The following is a 15,894-nucleotide window of genomic DNA, read 5'->3' as shown; positions in this document are numbered from 1 at the left end:
TTCCCCTCTAAAGTTGCAACACCTTATTTGGAATTTTTCGCGTTCATCAAGGCTAGACCTTGCGTGAGAATCTTGTCGCCGCGCATCCGACCGAAATCAAGGGAATCAATATTGGCGCAAGGAATATTCAGTTCACCCAGCACTTCTTCTACTGTTTTATACATATATTTCACTTGCGGGGCTACTAAAACTGCGTCAACTTGCTCCTTGTAATCGCGGAATTTCCCAGCTGTAATCGCGCCGACTGGTCCCATGACGACAACCAAATCCCGCTCGCTGTATTTTTCATGAAAACTATCCTTATATTTCACATCATCCGGGAATAATAAAATCGCGTCCATCCCTTCTGACGTAGCACTTTTCACGACATTTTGCGCCATTAAACTGGAAGTCGCGCCGCCAGCACAAACAATCATCAACGTTTGCATTTGTCATCCCTCCAAAAAAATGACCCCAGGAAAGTCCCAGAATCATTCTTGTTGTTAAAGCTATACGCCTTTTCCACCGAGTATGTCTAATTCTTGTATTCGTCTTACTTCTTTTATCAAAGGTTTCGCACGTGCAATCGTTTCTTTTACAGCTGGGTTATCTAGAGATGCTTCGTGGTGTCCTTTGTCGACCCAAATTTCCGAAACAAACACTGTGTCTGCTTCGTTTTCGGATTCGCTGACGATGTACTGGATGCACGTATTATATTCGTCCAAACTTTCTGCTGCTTCAAGCAAAATCTGTACTAACTGATCTCGCTCTCCTGGATGTGTATGAAATGCTGTTAATAACCCGTAACCAACTTTCATGTAAACAACCTCCTATTTCCAGAAATCATCAAATATAGTAATTGCCATATGGCGTTTATGCTCGGTTTTAATAAACCAGTTCTCGATTTTTGCCGCTGCATCTGCCGGAACTTCTTTGCCTTCCAAGTAATCGTCAATTTGGTCATACGTCACACCAAGCGCGACCTCATCAGGAAGTGCCGGTTTATTATCTTCTAAATCCGCAGTTGGTTTCTTCAAATATAGATGCTCTGGGCAGCCAAGTTCTTTGAGAAGCGCCTTGCCTTGTCTTTTATTCAATCGGAACAGTGGATTAATATCCGTTCCCCCATCGCCGTATTTCGTATAAAAGCCTGTAATAGCTTCTGCCGAGTGGTCTGTCCCAACAACGACACCTTTATGCATTGCCGCAATCGCATATTGCACTTTCATCCGTTCGCGCGCTTTTTCGTTCCCTTTGGCGAAATCAGATAGTTCAATCCCTGCATCTTTTAACGCCGCAACACTCGCGTCCACCGAAGCTTTAATATTCACGGTTAAACGGTTATCTGGCGCCATAAAGTTCAGTGCATCTTGGCGATCCGATTCATCTAATTGTGTTCCGTATGGCAAGCTCACCGCGAAAAATTGGTACTCATCGTCGCCCGTTTCTGCTCGCATTTCACTTATCGCCATCTGTGCTAGTTTTCCGGTTAAAGTCGAATCTTGTCCCCCAGAAATCCCAAGAACAAAGCTTTTTAAGAACGTATTCTTTTTTAAATATGCTTTTAAAAACTCGACACTTTTTCGGATTTCTTCGTGTGCATCAATCGTTTCTGCTACTTGCATATCTGCTAAAATTTTGTCTCTGATTTCCATTATAATTCCTCCTAAAACGGCATATCTAGCTCAACTGGTGAATGAAGCTGAACACTTTTACGCACTTTTTCGATATTGCGCATCTTGTTTTTCCAACATTTTACACTTAAATCAACTGGGTATTGCTCCGGGCGAACTGTTCGTTTATATTCGTCCCAAAGTAGCGCCAAGTTTTCTTCTTTATAAGCCTTAATTTCATCTAATGACGGCATATCATACACAAGTTCCCCATTTTGGAAAATTGGTACAAGTAGCTCACGCGCGGTGAAATTCTCGACTGTTTTCATAATATACGTATGGACTGGGTGGAACATCGTTAGTTTATCGACATTTTCGAGTGATTCGTCCGCTAAAGCAATATAATCGCCTTCTGCTTTCAAGCCATCTTCATTTGTAATGATCCGGTAAACTTTCTTTTTACCCGGAGTCGACACTTTTTCGGTATTACTTGAAAGTTTAATCGAATCTTGTAAAATATCATTTTCATCAGCAATCGCAGCCATTTTGTAAACGGCCCCTAGTGCTGGTTGGTCGTAAGCGGTGATTAGTTTTGTGCCCACACCCCAAGAATCGATTTTTGCTTTTTGCGCTTTTAACGATAAAATAGTATGTTCATCTAGGTCGCTTGAAGCAAAGATTTTCGCTTCTGGAAAACCAGCTTCATCTAGCATTTGGCGCGCTTTTTTGGATAGGAAGGCCATATCCCCACTATCTAAACGGATACCGATAAAGTTGATTTTGTCGCCCATTTCTTTGGCCACTTTGATCGCATTTGGCACGCCAGATTTTAGCGTATCGTATGTATCTACTAAGAAAATCGAATCAAAATGCGTTTTTGCATAACTTCTGAATGCTTCGAGTTCGTCGCGGTAAGCTTGAACCATCGCATGCGCCATCGTACCAGACACAGGAATGCCAAAAATCTTCCCGGCGCGAACGTTACTCGTCGAATCACAACCACCAATATAAGCTGCTCGTGTCCCCCAAATAGCCGCATCCATTTCTTGCGCGCGTCTTGTACCAAATTCCGCAAATGTTTCGTCGTCAATCACCGAACGAATTCGCGCCGCTTTTGTCGCGATTAGCGTTTGGAAATTCACAATATTAAGCAAAACTGTTTCGATTAATTGTGCTTCTGCAAGACTTGCTTCTACTTGAAGGATTGGCTCCGTTTTAAAAACGAATTCGCCCTCTTTTGCCGCAAGTATATTTCCTTTAAATTTAAAGTTACGTAAATATTCCAGAAAAGGCCCATCAAAGCCAAGTTCGTCGTGTAAATAAGTAATATCTGTTTCTGTAAAACGTAAATTTTGCATATAATGAATAATTCGTTCCAGGCCAGCAAACACAACAAAACCTGAATCAAATGGCATATCCCGGAAAAACACTTCAAACACCGATCTACGCTCATGCAGTCCATCGTCAAAATACGCTTTCATCATATTTAATTGGTATAAGTCTGTATGCAGCGTTAGACTATCATCTTGAAATAAATTTGTCATTTCTTCTGCTCCTAACATAACTAGTTCTTTGCGTTATCATTTATACATAATAATAGCACAAAACAAGCCCACCACCTAATAATTGAACATTATCGGCCCGCCTGTTTTGTGCTATTACTATTTTAAATCGTCTTTTATCTTGGAAGTGGAAATACCATCTGTACGCGGTAAATAAACCACTTCACAATAAGGTTTTAAAAAGTCAAATTCGCCTTCCCAATCATCACCCATCACAAAAATGTCAATATCGCGATTTTTAACGTCTTCTAATTTTTGCTCCCAGTTACTTTCTGGAATCACTTCATCGACATATTTGATCGCCTCTAAAATTAACTTGCGATGTTCAAAGTTATGGTATGCTTCTTTGTGTTTGATTCGATTAAATTCATCTGTTGAAATGGCTACAATAAGGTAATCACCCAAAGCTTTTGCTCGCTCTAATAAACGAATATGCCCCCAGTGAATTAAATCAAATGTGCCATATGTAATTACTTTTTTCATCAAGCCCACCTACTTTCTTTAGTAGTATATCAAGAAAACAAAAATTTCTCTACTTGTTAAGAGCCTACTTTTTCAGCTGTTCTTTTAAAAAGGAAACAAAGCGCTCGCTAGAATGTCCGTCTGAATATTTATTCCATCTCGCCGCAAAAGCACGAACCATTTCTAAATCAAATGCTTCTTGCTCTATTACTTGTATTAGTTCCTCTGTTGTATGAACGAATGGCCCAGGAATCGTTGCTAAAAAGCCATCTGACAGCCCTCTAGCTTCATCATATTCTTCCAAATCATACGTGAAAAAGATGATCGGTTTTTCCAGTAAAGCAAACTCAAATGGAATCGACGAATAATCGGTAATTAAAATATCCACCACCGGCAGTATCGTCTCAATCGGCGTTTCTTTATCGGCATAGACAACAAAATCATCGTCTACCTTTGCTAAATCATTACTCATAGACGGATGTAATTTTAAAATTAATTGATATTCATTTCCGAGTACTTGCTTCATTTTCGCAATATCTAAATGTAAACGAGTACTGTGCAACTCCCCATCGCGAAAAGTTGGCGCATATAATAATTTCTTTTTATCAGAAAGCTTTAATTTTTCATGCGTCCAATCCGCGTTTTTCTTCAATTGTTGTTGGTTGAAAAAATTATCAGTCCTTGGAACGCCTAATTTCAGCATGTGCGAATCATCAAGCAAAAAAGACTTTTGGAAAATCGTGGCCATTTCGTCGGACCCAACAAGCACTTTCGAAAAACGTTGGTATACAGCTTGGAATCGCTTCTTATCGGCGGCACTTCTTTTTTGCGCAGCTTTATCTTCCCAGCCGAATTTTTTCAAAGCCCCATTTGCATGCCAAATTTGGACACATGTCACATTTTCCCGCTCTTTTAGCCCTGCTAATTCCACAAAATAGTTATCGGTAATGACTACTTTCGCCGTGTTCATATGAAACATCAACGAGAAAAAATGCCCGATATTTTTCGGTTTCAACTGAATAAAGTCAAATGACCAATCCGTCACATCCACCCGTGGATCATAGAAAACAACTGTGTTTGGCGTCACTTGCATCTCTTTCATTTGTTTCAAAATAGCAGTGGGATTTTCAGCAAAACTTACTAGAAAAACAACTTTTGACTTAACTGGAAAAATCCTCGCTAAACAACCAGTTACTTTCACAGCAAGCATGTAAATATAAATCGCTAGTTTTTTCAACATTCCCACCACCTATTTTTCAGCAAAAACAATTTTCACTGTTTCCTCTGCTGCATGGCCATCTTCCCAAGTACAAAACTGCTCCAAAAAGCGGTCTTCTATTTTAGGTGGATTTTCAAGCATTTTCTCCAGTTCACTCATTAATTCTTCATTCGTTTCCACAAGCGGACCAGGAGCATTTTGTTCAAAATCAAAGTAAAAGCCTCGTAACGTATCGCGATATTCTGCCAAATCATACGTATAAAACAACATAGGACGCTGTAAATTCGCATAATCAAAAAATACAGAAGAATAATCGGTAATCAACAAATCACTAACTAAATATAAATCGCGAATATCTTCATGATTTGAAGCATCGCGAACAAAATCACCATACTTCGTGAAATCAAAATGTTCCGCAACTAAATAATGCATGCGCACAAGTAATACAATTTCATCGCCAAACTTTTCTTGCATTTTTGCGATATCGATTTTTAAGTCAAATTTGTATTTCCCAGTTTCGTAAAAAGCATTATCACGCCACGTTGGCGCATATAAGATGACTTTCTTTTCTTCCGAAATAGCTAATTCTTTTTTGATATTCGCGATTTTCAATTCTTTATCTTCACTAAACAAAATATCATTCCGCGGATAGCCCGACTCAATCATCTCTCCCGTAAAGCCAAACGCCCGTCTAAAAATAGCGCTAGAATAAGCATTAGGCGAAACTAAATAATCCCATTTCTGCGCCTCTTTCACAAAATCAGCTTTGTATTGTTCTGTCGTTTGCCCCGGCATATGTACTTCATCAATATCCACACCTAATTTTTTCAAAGGGGTGCCATGCCATGTTTGGACATAAATCGTTTTTTTCGGTTTTGGTAGTTCTAAAGGAAGGCGACTATTGGAAATCCAGTACTTTGCCAGCCCCATTTTAAACAACCAACTAACAGAAAAGCGCTTCACGTAAGGAACCCCGTATGCTTCAAATAAAGCGACATATTTTGGATTAACACTCCACAAAAGTTCATACTCTGGATTATGTTCCTCCATATATTCAAAAATAGCCCGCGGATTACAACTATATTGCTTACCTGAAAAGCTTTCAAACATCACCAATTCTTTTCTTCGTGGTAAAAATCCCACTAACCTAAATAGTAAATAATATACTTTTTGCACTAATTTCATCAGGATACTCCCCCCTGTTTAAACTTTCGCTTTAACGCTCGATTGCGTTTTAATTTCCCTAAAATGCTACTTACGATATTTATGTCCGCGATAGGCGTTTCCTGTTCCTCAGCTTGATAAAAAAGACGCGCTTTCGTTTGATAAGGTTTTAATTTAAATACCGCTTTTTCTATCGTACCTTGTTCTCTAACAACAATATCCCAAATAGTTTGATCCACTTTTCGTTTAACTAACCGAGCTGGGACATCTTTGAAAGCCGTTCTCGCAACCCATTTGCTAGCATTCGTTCGCGCTTCCTCCACTAATAATTCAATTGTCACAGCTTTTCCAATACGATAATTTTCTTTCACAGTAACAAGTGGCGTTCTCTGCTCGTCAACAGCTTCAAAATGCAGCGGCCAGCCATTTCGTAAAATTGAGCACATCATTTCTTTGACTACGAGTGGCGTATCTAACTCCATAATCGTACTAGCCCCAACTTCCTGCAATATCTTTTGCAATTCCCGCACAAAGGTCTCTTGCTCTGTTTCACTCAACACTTCCCGGAAATAACTATTTTCTTTATAGAAAAACAATTTTGCATGATACGCAATCAAATACTGAACGTAAGGAATCACACTACCAAACGTTTCTTTCGAGTCGGTTAAATAGCTTTGATAGACCTTTTGCAAAAATGGCGTATACCTTTCCGGCTTTTTCCAAGACGAACTTACTAATGAACCTTTTTGCTGCAAATCACGATAATAATAATAACCCGCATCCGCAATTAAACCATACCGGCGATTTTTCAGTAAAAACTGCGTAATTAACAACTGATCTTCCGCAAAATAAAGCGACTCATCAAAAGCAAATTCTTTCAAACGATCATAACGCAAAAAAGTACCGCCAATATAAAAATGAATTGCTTGTGGCTCATTTTCGATATCAGCAACTCGATTTCCATTTGCAAAACGGTAATTTAATTTATGAGCTGAAATTTTTTGTTTTTTACCAAAATCATCTAAGTAATAAAAAGCTGGCACAAGCATGTTAACATCAGACTCCTTTGAAAAGGCAACAATACTCGCTAACATATTGCTAGACATAATATCATCCGCGTCTAAAAAGCCAACAAAATCTGTATCTTCGCTTACATTATGTATACCAATATTGCGTGCTTTTGCCGGACCACCATTTGGAACGGTCAACACGCGAATATTGTTCGGAAATTTTGCAGCGTAACGATTTGCGATAGCGCCACTTCCATCCGAACTTCCATCATTAATAAGCAGTACTTCCACATGCTTCAAAAAGCTGTAAGACTGCTTCACTATACTATCTATGGATAATGCTAACCTTTTCTCCGCATTATAAAAAGGCATTATAATCGCAAATTTCATTCTTTTTCCCTCTCCATATAAAAGCTGGGAAGTTAAGGATACCCGCAAATGATAATCGAATAACTCACTTCGATTCCTTGCTTCCTAAATGTCCTTTAGCAAACAAATTCATCAGCTTATAGCCTGAACTCCCCAATGTTTTATTATATCTTCCACTCCATAACGCTTTTGCCCCATGGACTGCGTAAATCTGCTTCAAATGCTTCGATTACGTCTTGAATGGAGTGAACTGTATGAACTTCCCCAACAAGATTTTGTAAATATTCGACGCCGCGTTTATTTGTTGATAAAAACTCGACCGTTTTCTCAAAATCAACGCGACCGCTACGGCTACTTCCGTAAACAGTAAGTCCTTTTTCTAGTACCATACGTGAATTAAATTCAATTGGATACTCGGAAACACCTAGTAAGGAAATCGTTCCTTCTGGTTTAATGACATCGATAATTTGGCTTACCGCATACTGACTACCCATTCCTCCAGCACATTCAAAGGCTTGATCAATGACTAAATCAGCCGGTACATCATCAATCGCATAAGCGCCATCAACGAAAGAAAAGAAGTCTAATTTATAAGGTGTTTTCCCAAAAATGTAAACTTTGCTATCTGGGTACCAATTTTTTAATAGTAATGACGTGATAAAGCCTAAGTTTCCATCGCCCCATACACCAAACGATTCCCGATTAGCATTACTTTTCCCTTCAAAACGTAAAATAGCGTGGACCGCAACGGAAATCAATTCTGAGAAAGCAGCTACTTTCATATTGATATCATCCGGCAATGCTACAACACGATCTCTGCGCATAAAAACATAGTCCTGCATTAAACCGTCATAACCACTTGAACGGAATTTGCTGGAACGTAAATAGTTTTCCGCAACGACCGGATCTTCTTCAAAAGGCGTATTAGGAATCATTACTACTTTTGTTCCCGGTTTAAATTCTTTCGTGGCATCATAAACAACTTCACCAACGCCTTCATGAATAAGCGCCATTGGAAGTTTTTTAGATAGCATTTCTTTCCCTCTAGAACCTGTATAGTAACGTTGATCTGCCGCACAAATAGATAAATGAGTGGGTCTAACAACAACCACATCACCAGTTAGTGATTCGTCCACATTGGCAACTTCAAACTGTCTCTCTGACACAAGTCTATATACTTGATTAATCATTGGCTATCCGCTCCTGAATAATCGCATTAGCTACTTTTAAATCGTAAGGTGTCGTAATTTTGATGTTGAAAATTTCACCTTTAACCAATTTCACATCGTCGCCAGCAAGCAAACAAATTTTACATGCATCTGTTAGAATTTGTTTTTTCTCGGTTGTTAGATTTTGGTAATGATTATATACTTTTTTCATATTGAAACTTTGTGGTGTTTGACCTTGGTACATGTGGTCTCTCACAGGAATATCTGTAATCACTTGATGATTGCTTGATTCAACGATTGTATCAAGTGCTTCAATAACAGTGTCTACAGCTCCAGTTTCCAGTGCAGCATCTATATTTTCTTCAAGAATTCGATGTGTTAAAAATGGGCGAACAGCATCATGCGTTACGATAATATCTTCATCTGTTAAGCCATATGTTTTTTCCACGAAACGAATCCCATTCATAATTGTTTCATTGCGGTCTTCTCCGCCTTCGATAACAACAATACGATCATCAGAAATATACTTTTTAATATTATCCTCAGCATGGTTCATCCATTCTTTCGGTGAGGAAATAAGAATTTTATCAAATCGAGTATTTAGAATAAATTTTTCAACGGTATGAACAATAATTGGTTTACCATTTAGAGGTAGAAATTGTTTTGGCATGCTAACGTTACCCATTCGCGTACCTTTTCCTCCAGCTAAAATTTGAGCGTATATCATCCTCTAATCTCCTTTAACTGTTTTTTATATTGACATGTTACATTATAACATAAAACTTGTATAACAAACTAGCTTCGATCTGCGCGATTATGTATTTTAATTAGACCCTTTGTAAAAACTTGCTATTTTATGCACATTACCGTTAAAAACTTGTAAACCCAAAGCCGGATAGCGTATAATTAAGTGGGTCTATATATATTTTAGATTAGAAGGAGATTATTAAATATGAGAGTAAAAAAAGCTGTAATTCCAGCTGCTGGTCTAGGAACTCGTTTTTTACCAGCTACAAAAGCAATGCCTAAAGAAATTTTACCAATCGTGGATAAGCCAACTATTCAATACATAGTGGAAGAAGCAGTGGCATCAGGTATAGAAGACATCTTAATTGTAACAGGTAAAGGAAAACGCGCTATCGAAGACCACTTTGATTCCGTGCCTGAACTTGAAAACAATCTACGGGAAAAAAATAAACTTGAATTGTTACATTTAGTAGAACAAACAACCAACATTAATTTGCACTTTATTCGTCAAGCAAAACCAAAAGGACTTGGTGACGCCATCCTTCAAGCAAAAGGTTTCGTTGGAAATGAGCCATTTATTGTTATGTTAGGTGATGACATTGTAGAATCCAAAACACCTTGTTCGAAACAATTAATGAATCAATACGAAAAAACACATAGCTCTGTTATCGGCGTACAAACAGTCCCTCACGCGGAAACATATCGCTACGGTATCATCGATCCAATTAACGAGTACGACAAAAATTTATACAATGTAAAAGGATTTGTCGAAAAACCAGATCCAGACAAAGCTCCATCTGACCTGGCAATTCTTGGACGCTACTTATTAACACCACAAATTTTCGACTTCTTAGAAACGCAAGAACCAGGTGCTGGCGGCGAAATCCAATTAACAGATGCCATCAATAGTTTAAATGAAGTACAACGAGTATTTGCTTACGACTTCGAAGGCGAACGCTTTGATGTCGGTGATAAATTCGGCTTTATTCAAACAACCATGCAATTCGCTTTAAAACACCCTGAAATTAAAGATGATGTAAAAAAACTAATTGATGATTTACACAAACAAATTCACGAAAACGATAAATAAAAAAAAGAAACGACAACGTGTTGTCGTTTCTTTTTTTGAACTCATTTAAAAATACAGTTTATGACATTTCGCAATCGGATTTAACGAATTCAAACCAACCGCTTTATACACCGCATTGGTAGTACGTCTATAAAAAGCTAAATTATATTGTTTCGTTTGATAATGCATTTTCTCAAAAAGTACTTTTAAGAATTTTAAATAAGCTGTTCCAAACGGTTTGTTACTGCTCCAAATTGGATACTCTTTTACCGGAACTTGTATATAAAAGTAGCCTAGCGAAACAAGTTCACTCACAAGTCGCTTATTGTTTGCTTCGAGAAAGGCAGTCAATGCTTCTAGCGCATCTGTTGCTTTTGTTAAATCTCCCGCCAATAATTTTCTTTGGAAAATCGGTCCTAATTTTGTCCGAATCAAATAATTAAATAAATTCTTATCAAAATCAAGTAAAGCTAAACTTAACGTTGTGTAATTATTTTCTAAGTTTCTGTAATAGGACCAACAATCCACCATATCGCTTATTAAATAATCATCCGGAATTTTTATTTTCGCTTCATTTTTCGGTGTTTCTTCCAAAACGCTATGTTTCCAAACCATATTAGCTTGATGAAAGACGTCGATTAAGTGCTGCCCTGCTTCCGCTTTTTCAAAGTATGCCTTCAAAAAAGTAACATTATATAAAATATATTGCCCTACTTCTTCTAATAACACATGAGGGTCCCGTTCCAAATAAGTGCTCGTTGGACTCGGAATAGCCTCCTCTAAAAATTGAAGTGTATCTGTCATTTCATAACTATCTTCATTCGGTAATTTGCGTAGGTGCTGGACAAAAATAGGATTTTGATTAAATAAGTGAATATCTGCACCGGACATATTAGCAGAAAAACGAGCAAGGTAGTCTTGTATTTGCGAAAGAATCGTTTGTTCACTTTCCGAACAGACAATCACAAAATCGGCTTTTGTAGTAGCAAGATTATCTTTGATTTGCTCCAAAAGATAAGGACTTCCCCATCTTTCGCCAGTATTCTTTATAACGAGTTGTTCTACTACTATGCTCATAAATCGTTCACTTCCTCATCCGCTTTTCCAATATACGTCTCTACAAAACGTTTCGTTGAATTGCCGTCTAAGCTTCCGACAAATTTCTTTTTAAAGACTTCCAGTTCATCATAATTATATTTTCCAGTTTTGATGGAACTAATCAGTGACGGCGTATCCTTAAACACTTCACCCGGAATAGTTGCTTTATAATCGAAATAAAAGCCACGTTCATCCAAATAATCATCGATATCATAAGCAAAGAAATAAATTGGTTTATTCATCAAACTAAACTCAAAAATGACGGAAGAATAGTCGGTAATAAGCGCATCACTGAATAACATCAGATCATTAATATCATTATTCAATGTTAAGTCTAAAATAAATGGATCATCTTCATCCACGTTAAATGACACGTTTTTAATAACAGGATGGAATTTCAAAATAAGAATATGCGTATCACCAAGCTCTTTTTTCAAAGCAGCAATATCGAGTACAACGCTATAATTAAAACGTTCATTCGGACCACCACGGAAAGTTGGCGCATAAAGCAACACTTTTTTATCACGTAGTTGCGGATACATTTTCATATATTTTTCTTTCGTATAGTCCACATATTCTTGATCAAAAAACACATCGGTTCTCGGCACACCAATTGGTTTAATTTGATTAGCTTGTTTTCTAAAGGCTTCCATATATTCAGGAACAATGCCTTCTGAACTAACAAGTACATCTGTATACGGCGAATGGGCACGTGTTTCAAACTCTTCGGTATTAGCGTCAGTACCTTCCATCGCACTAAAACCAAACTTTTTGAAAGCGCCTGTTGCATGCCATGACTGAATAACATGCGTCTTTTTATTAAACTTCAAACCGTAAATTTTGTTGTAATAATCGTCCAGCACAATCGTTTTAGTTCGCCCTAAAGCATAGTACAATTGGAACATTTCAAACCAATTACGATTTTTCTTTAAAAACACATATACTTTTTGCGGCATATTGTTATAAAACATGTAATCATAAATAGCTAATAAATTACCTTCTAAACTCGTACTGCGTTCTGTCGCTAAAATCACTTGATCCTTTTTACGCGGCATCCAAGTAGCAATTCTAAAAATGATTCCTCTACTTATTTTACGAATTAAAATAGGTGCTTTAAATTGACGGCGAATAATAAACTTAAAGGAGATTTTACGTGCATCACTCCAGTTATTATTTTCCATAATTTGTAAAGCAGCTTTCATATGGACAGGATATGTTTTTCTAAATGCAATTTTAGCCTCTTCGCCTTGTCTTTCCCATAAATAGGTAATCAGTTGGCGATAGTTTTCTTTGTTATCTTTCGTAATGTAACGAACACGCTCAATACTACTGAACAATAAGAAATATCTAAACGAAGGGATGATATTTAGGAAGTCGTCCGATTTTGTTTTCAACCAATCTAACATCATGGTAAATGCAATTTTTTGATTTTCGCTTTTCTTGCTTTCGATAGCCGCTCTCAAAGCACCCCATAACTCGATGCTTGATACGCGTTGATAATATTTTAACGCTACTTCATATTCGGTATTATTTTTCAGTAACTCTGCTTCCCCATAGTCAAAAATTTGAAAAACAGATTTTAAAATGCGAATTGGGTCTTTATTGACAGACTGCGTTAAAGATTGCGATTCTCCGTCACGTAAACGGTAGTAATAAACCACTTTCTCCACCGTATAAATATTTTCTGCTTGTAATAAAGCATGTAAAACAAATGGCTGATCTTCACCATACCGAATATTCTCGGGGAAAAACACACCATCTATTAAGGAATGATGGTATAACTTCGCACAAGGACCAATCGAATAAAACAATTCCGGATTTTTCAGTAATGTTTTTAGTCCTGGTTTCGCAATATTATATTGAATATGCATCGGAATAAACCATTCATCCTCGGAATTAAATCGTTTCGTTGCACCAGTAATTAATTTTGAACCAGTGGAAATTGCCCCATCATACATAAGTTGCAATGCGTAGTTTGGAATAATATCATCACTATCCACAAAACAAATATACATTCTATTTGCCAGTCGTAAGCCATGATTTCTCGCCGAAGCTGGTCCACCATTTGGTTGTGTATGCAACTTAAATTTCGGTTTATCCGCTATATATTCCGTTACCAGCTCTATCGTTTTATCAGTCGAACCATCGTCAATTAATAAAACTTCGTACATGTCAAATGTTTGCTCATGAATGCTTTCGAGAGTTTCCAGAATTACTTCTTCCACATTATAGAGTGGAATAATAATACTAATCCCAGCTTCTCGATTCTTCTCGATGTTATTATTTGAATCAATGTTCATTTATAGACTCTCCCCAATTCAAAATATATGTCATCCATTGTCTTCTGCTTTTCTTCTAAACACATAATATGTTCCTGCAAAAATAATTATAACACCTAAATCAAGCATAATAGATACATATTTCGGTATTATCGGCTCAGAAGCAACGTTCGAAACACTAAAGCCGATATCTTGTTTTTCTCTTGCTTTACCCTTAATGTAAAGCGCTCCATATGGATAAAGATCCACTGTTTTCGATAGATAAGTACCTAAAATCAACGGTTCTTTAGGGTTTTTATTTTCCACTTGATAGACTTCAATAACATATTCTGTTTTACCTTTTGGCTTTTCGTTTACATTGACAGTATAATTTTCAGCCTCTACAAATTCTGAGCCATCTATTACTTCATTGTAAACTTCTTTTTTATTCTTTTTATTAATTATCTTTATCCGATACTTACTATCCACGTATGGTGCTTTTAGAATAGCTAATTGAACTGTATTGAATGCTTCATTAGCTTCAAAAGTTTGCTTAACAATTTGCTTACTATTGACCGCAAGCTCGACATGGGCATAGCTTTGTTTCACAAGATATTTACTTACATCCTGCGTTTGTCCAGCAACGGTATTTCCGATATAAGCAAAAATGACCGTACTCAGTAAAAATACAACGAAAGTAACAATTAAAAAGCTTTTTCTCAATCCTTTTTTTAAGTCAAATTTCTTCGTATATAATGATTCTACTATAAATTTAAATCCATAGATAGAGGACAAAATCATCAGTGGCGTAATAAACATAATATAACGTTGATTTGCTTCCCAGAATAAATGGAACAGCCAAACACCAACCAGTGCAATATTGACGAAAAAGGACATATCGAATTCCCTTTTCTTATAAAAGCGTAAAGCACCTAAACAAATTAATAATAAATTGATGATATGGAACATTTGAGCAGGCAATTCTGTCACAATTTGCTTATCTCCAAAGAAATAATCGTATGGCGTCGAATAGTTTAACGCTGAATTAATATAAATTTTATAAGCACGTGTTCCATCCGTCCATGTATTTAGCATTTTATTATCAAAAAGTTTCACTAAACCAAGTGGTCCGTGCTCCTCAATTCGCTCTTTAATCTTTTCGATATTAGCTTCTTTCTTTTCTTCTATTGTTTTAAACTCAGTAGTATAAATGACATCATCTCGATTATATCGTCCAGCAGGATCACCAAGCCCCATCATAAGCCAATGTGTTTGCGGAAATTCTATCGTTGAATCTTTCTCAAAGCCATAACTCTCTGCAATTGGCGTAAAGGCTGTGCCCAAACCGAAAAAACAAACCATTAAAACAACCGCATTCAAAATAATTTTTCGCCAATTTCTTATAAAGCATAGATGAATCAACATTGCTGGAAGTAAAATTATTATATTCGGCTTAATTTGATACCCTATCGCGAACAATAGTCCAATAATAATAAAGTACCACCACTTATTATTTTTCGTATATAAGTAATAAAATAGCGCAATAAGTGCAGTAAAAGGTAATACAAGTGTATCCGTATAAAAATACCAAATATAACCAAGCAATGGTACACAAAATAGCACAATTAACAAATAAATATTCCCAAACTTGTTACCATTTTCTTTACGAACAATCCAAAACAATACGAATATCGTTATGTTCATACAAATAAATAAGAAAACACTTTCTATTAAATACGTATTAGTAATACCCAGTGTCCCACCAAAAGAGTATAACCAGTATCGAATTATAGTTATAAATACATTATTAGGATACATTAAGAAATAATTTTGCTCCGTCGCATGCCCGCCGTTAGCAAGCATATTAAGCGCCTCACCTTTGATGACAAATGCATCCGCAAAAGAATCCATTTGCAAGGAAAATAGCAAATATATTTGGGTTAATATAATCATAATCACCAAAAAGATGGTTATTACACCATCTCCTTTTGTATTCAATCTAGTTGATAACTGGTAAAGCCCAATAAGAACTAAAAGCGCCGCAGCACTAAAAATTATAAATATACTCGGATGATTAAAACTAATATCTTGCGGTTTAAAAATGCTTATGCAAAGTAAGTAACCAAAAATAAGTATAAAAAACGCATTAAAAATATAAGCTAACCTATTCTTCAC

Annotated in this window: 14 protein-coding genes; 1 reads left to right on the top strand and 13 read right to left on the bottom strand. The window is 36.7% G+C overall.

All coding sequences use genetic code 11. The annotated features are described in order from the left end of the window. Positions 1-23: 23 nt before the first annotated feature. The 10 genes from HCJ30_RS04290 to HCJ30_RS04245 form a co-directional block, all read right to left on the bottom strand. Positions 24-428 carry a PTS sugar transporter subunit IIB gene (locus tag HCJ30_RS04290; protein ID WP_185391110.1) on the bottom strand — a complete coding sequence of 135 codons (405 nt, stop codon included), beginning with the start codon at positions 426-428 and terminating at the stop codon, positions 24-26. Positions 429-488: 60 nt separating this feature from the next. Continuing rightward, positions 489-797 carry a putative quinol monooxygenase gene (locus tag HCJ30_RS04285; protein WP_185391109.1) on the bottom strand — a complete coding sequence of 103 codons (309 nt, stop codon included), beginning with the start codon at positions 795-797 and terminating at the stop codon, positions 489-491. A gap of 12 nt (positions 798-809) precedes the next feature. Then, entirely contained in the window at positions 810-1,634 is an 825-nt protein-coding gene (gene nadE, locus HCJ30_RS04280; RefSeq protein ID WP_185391108.1) for an NAD(+) synthase, read from the bottom strand. Positions 1,635-1,645: 11 nt separating this feature from the next. After that, entirely contained in the window at positions 1,646-3,136 is a 1,491-nt protein-coding gene (locus tag HCJ30_RS04275; RefSeq protein WP_185391107.1) for a nicotinate phosphoribosyltransferase, read from the bottom strand. Between the two features lie 117 nt (positions 3,137-3,253). Continuing rightward, positions 3,254-3,637: a glycerol-3-phosphate cytidylyltransferase gene (tagD, locus tag HCJ30_RS04270; RefSeq protein WP_008947464.1), complete on the bottom strand. Its 384-nt coding sequence runs from the start codon at positions 3,635-3,637 to the stop codon at positions 3,254-3,256. Positions 3,638-3,701: 64 nt separating this feature from the next. Continuing rightward, on the bottom strand, positions 3,702-4,853 hold the full coding sequence (locus HCJ30_RS04265; protein WP_185391586.1) for a CDP-glycerol glycerophosphotransferase family protein: 1,152 nt from the start codon (positions 4,851-4,853) through the stop codon (positions 3,702-3,704). Positions 4,854-4,865: 12 nt separating this feature from the next. Further along, positions 4,866-6,020 carry a CDP-glycerol glycerophosphotransferase family protein gene (locus HCJ30_RS04260; RefSeq protein WP_185391106.1) on the bottom strand — a complete coding sequence of 385 codons (1,155 nt, stop codon included), beginning with the start codon at positions 6,018-6,020 and terminating at the stop codon, positions 4,866-4,868. Beyond that, positions 6,020-7,399, bottom strand: coding sequence for a glycosyltransferase family 2 protein (locus tag HCJ30_RS04255; RefSeq protein ID WP_185391105.1), 1,380 nt, complete (start codon positions 7,397-7,399; stop codon positions 6,020-6,022). The genes HCJ30_RS04260 and HCJ30_RS04255 overlap by 1 nt, the downstream gene beginning before the upstream one ends. A gap of 143 nt (positions 7,400-7,542) precedes the next feature. After that, positions 7,543-8,568 (bottom strand): ribitol-5-phosphate dehydrogenase, encoded by a 1,026-nt coding sequence (locus HCJ30_RS04250; RefSeq protein WP_185391104.1) that lies wholly within the window; start codon positions 8,566-8,568, stop codon positions 7,543-7,545. Continuing rightward, positions 8,561-9,274, bottom strand: coding sequence for an IspD/TarI family cytidylyltransferase (locus HCJ30_RS04245; RefSeq protein ID WP_185391103.1), 714 nt, complete (start codon positions 9,272-9,274; stop codon positions 8,561-8,563). Before HCJ30_RS04245 ends, HCJ30_RS04250 begins: the two co-directional genes overlap by 8 nt. A gap of 225 nt (positions 9,275-9,499) precedes the next feature. On the opposite strand from HCJ30_RS04245, the gene galU reads away from it, so the two are divergent. Next, a complete protein-coding gene (gene galU, locus HCJ30_RS04240; protein WP_185391102.1) occupies positions 9,500-10,384 on the top strand; it encodes a UTP--glucose-1-phosphate uridylyltransferase GalU in 885 nt (294 codons plus the stop codon). A gap of 45 nt (positions 10,385-10,429) precedes the next feature. On the opposite strand, the gene HCJ30_RS04235 is transcribed toward galU, so the two are convergent. From HCJ30_RS04235 to HCJ30_RS04225, 3 genes are read right to left on the bottom strand one after another with little or no spacing between them, the layout of a single operon-like run. Then, entirely contained in the window at positions 10,430-11,440 is a 1,011-nt protein-coding gene (locus HCJ30_RS04235) for a hypothetical protein (protein WP_185391101.1), read from the bottom strand. After that, positions 11,437-13,761 carry a bifunctional glycosyltransferase/CDP-glycerol:glycerophosphate glycerophosphotransferase gene (locus HCJ30_RS04230; RefSeq protein ID WP_185391100.1) on the bottom strand — a complete coding sequence of 775 codons (2,325 nt, stop codon included), beginning with the start codon at positions 13,759-13,761 and terminating at the stop codon, positions 11,437-11,439. The genes HCJ30_RS04235 and HCJ30_RS04230 overlap by 4 nt, the downstream gene beginning before the upstream one ends. 30 nt (positions 13,762-13,791) lie before the next feature. Next, positions 13,792-15,894, bottom strand: a complete 2,103-nt coding sequence (locus tag HCJ30_RS04225; RefSeq protein ID WP_185391099.1) for a glycosyltransferase-like membrane protein — start codon at positions 15,892-15,894, stop codon at positions 13,792-13,794.

The sequence above is a fragment of the Listeria cossartiae subsp. cossartiae genome, from assembly GCF_014224155.1.
GTDB lineage: Bacteria > Bacillota > Bacilli > Lactobacillales > Listeriaceae > Listeria > Listeria cossartiae.
Note: the sequence above shows the minus strand (reverse complement) of the source record. Positions and strands in the feature narration are given on the sequence as shown.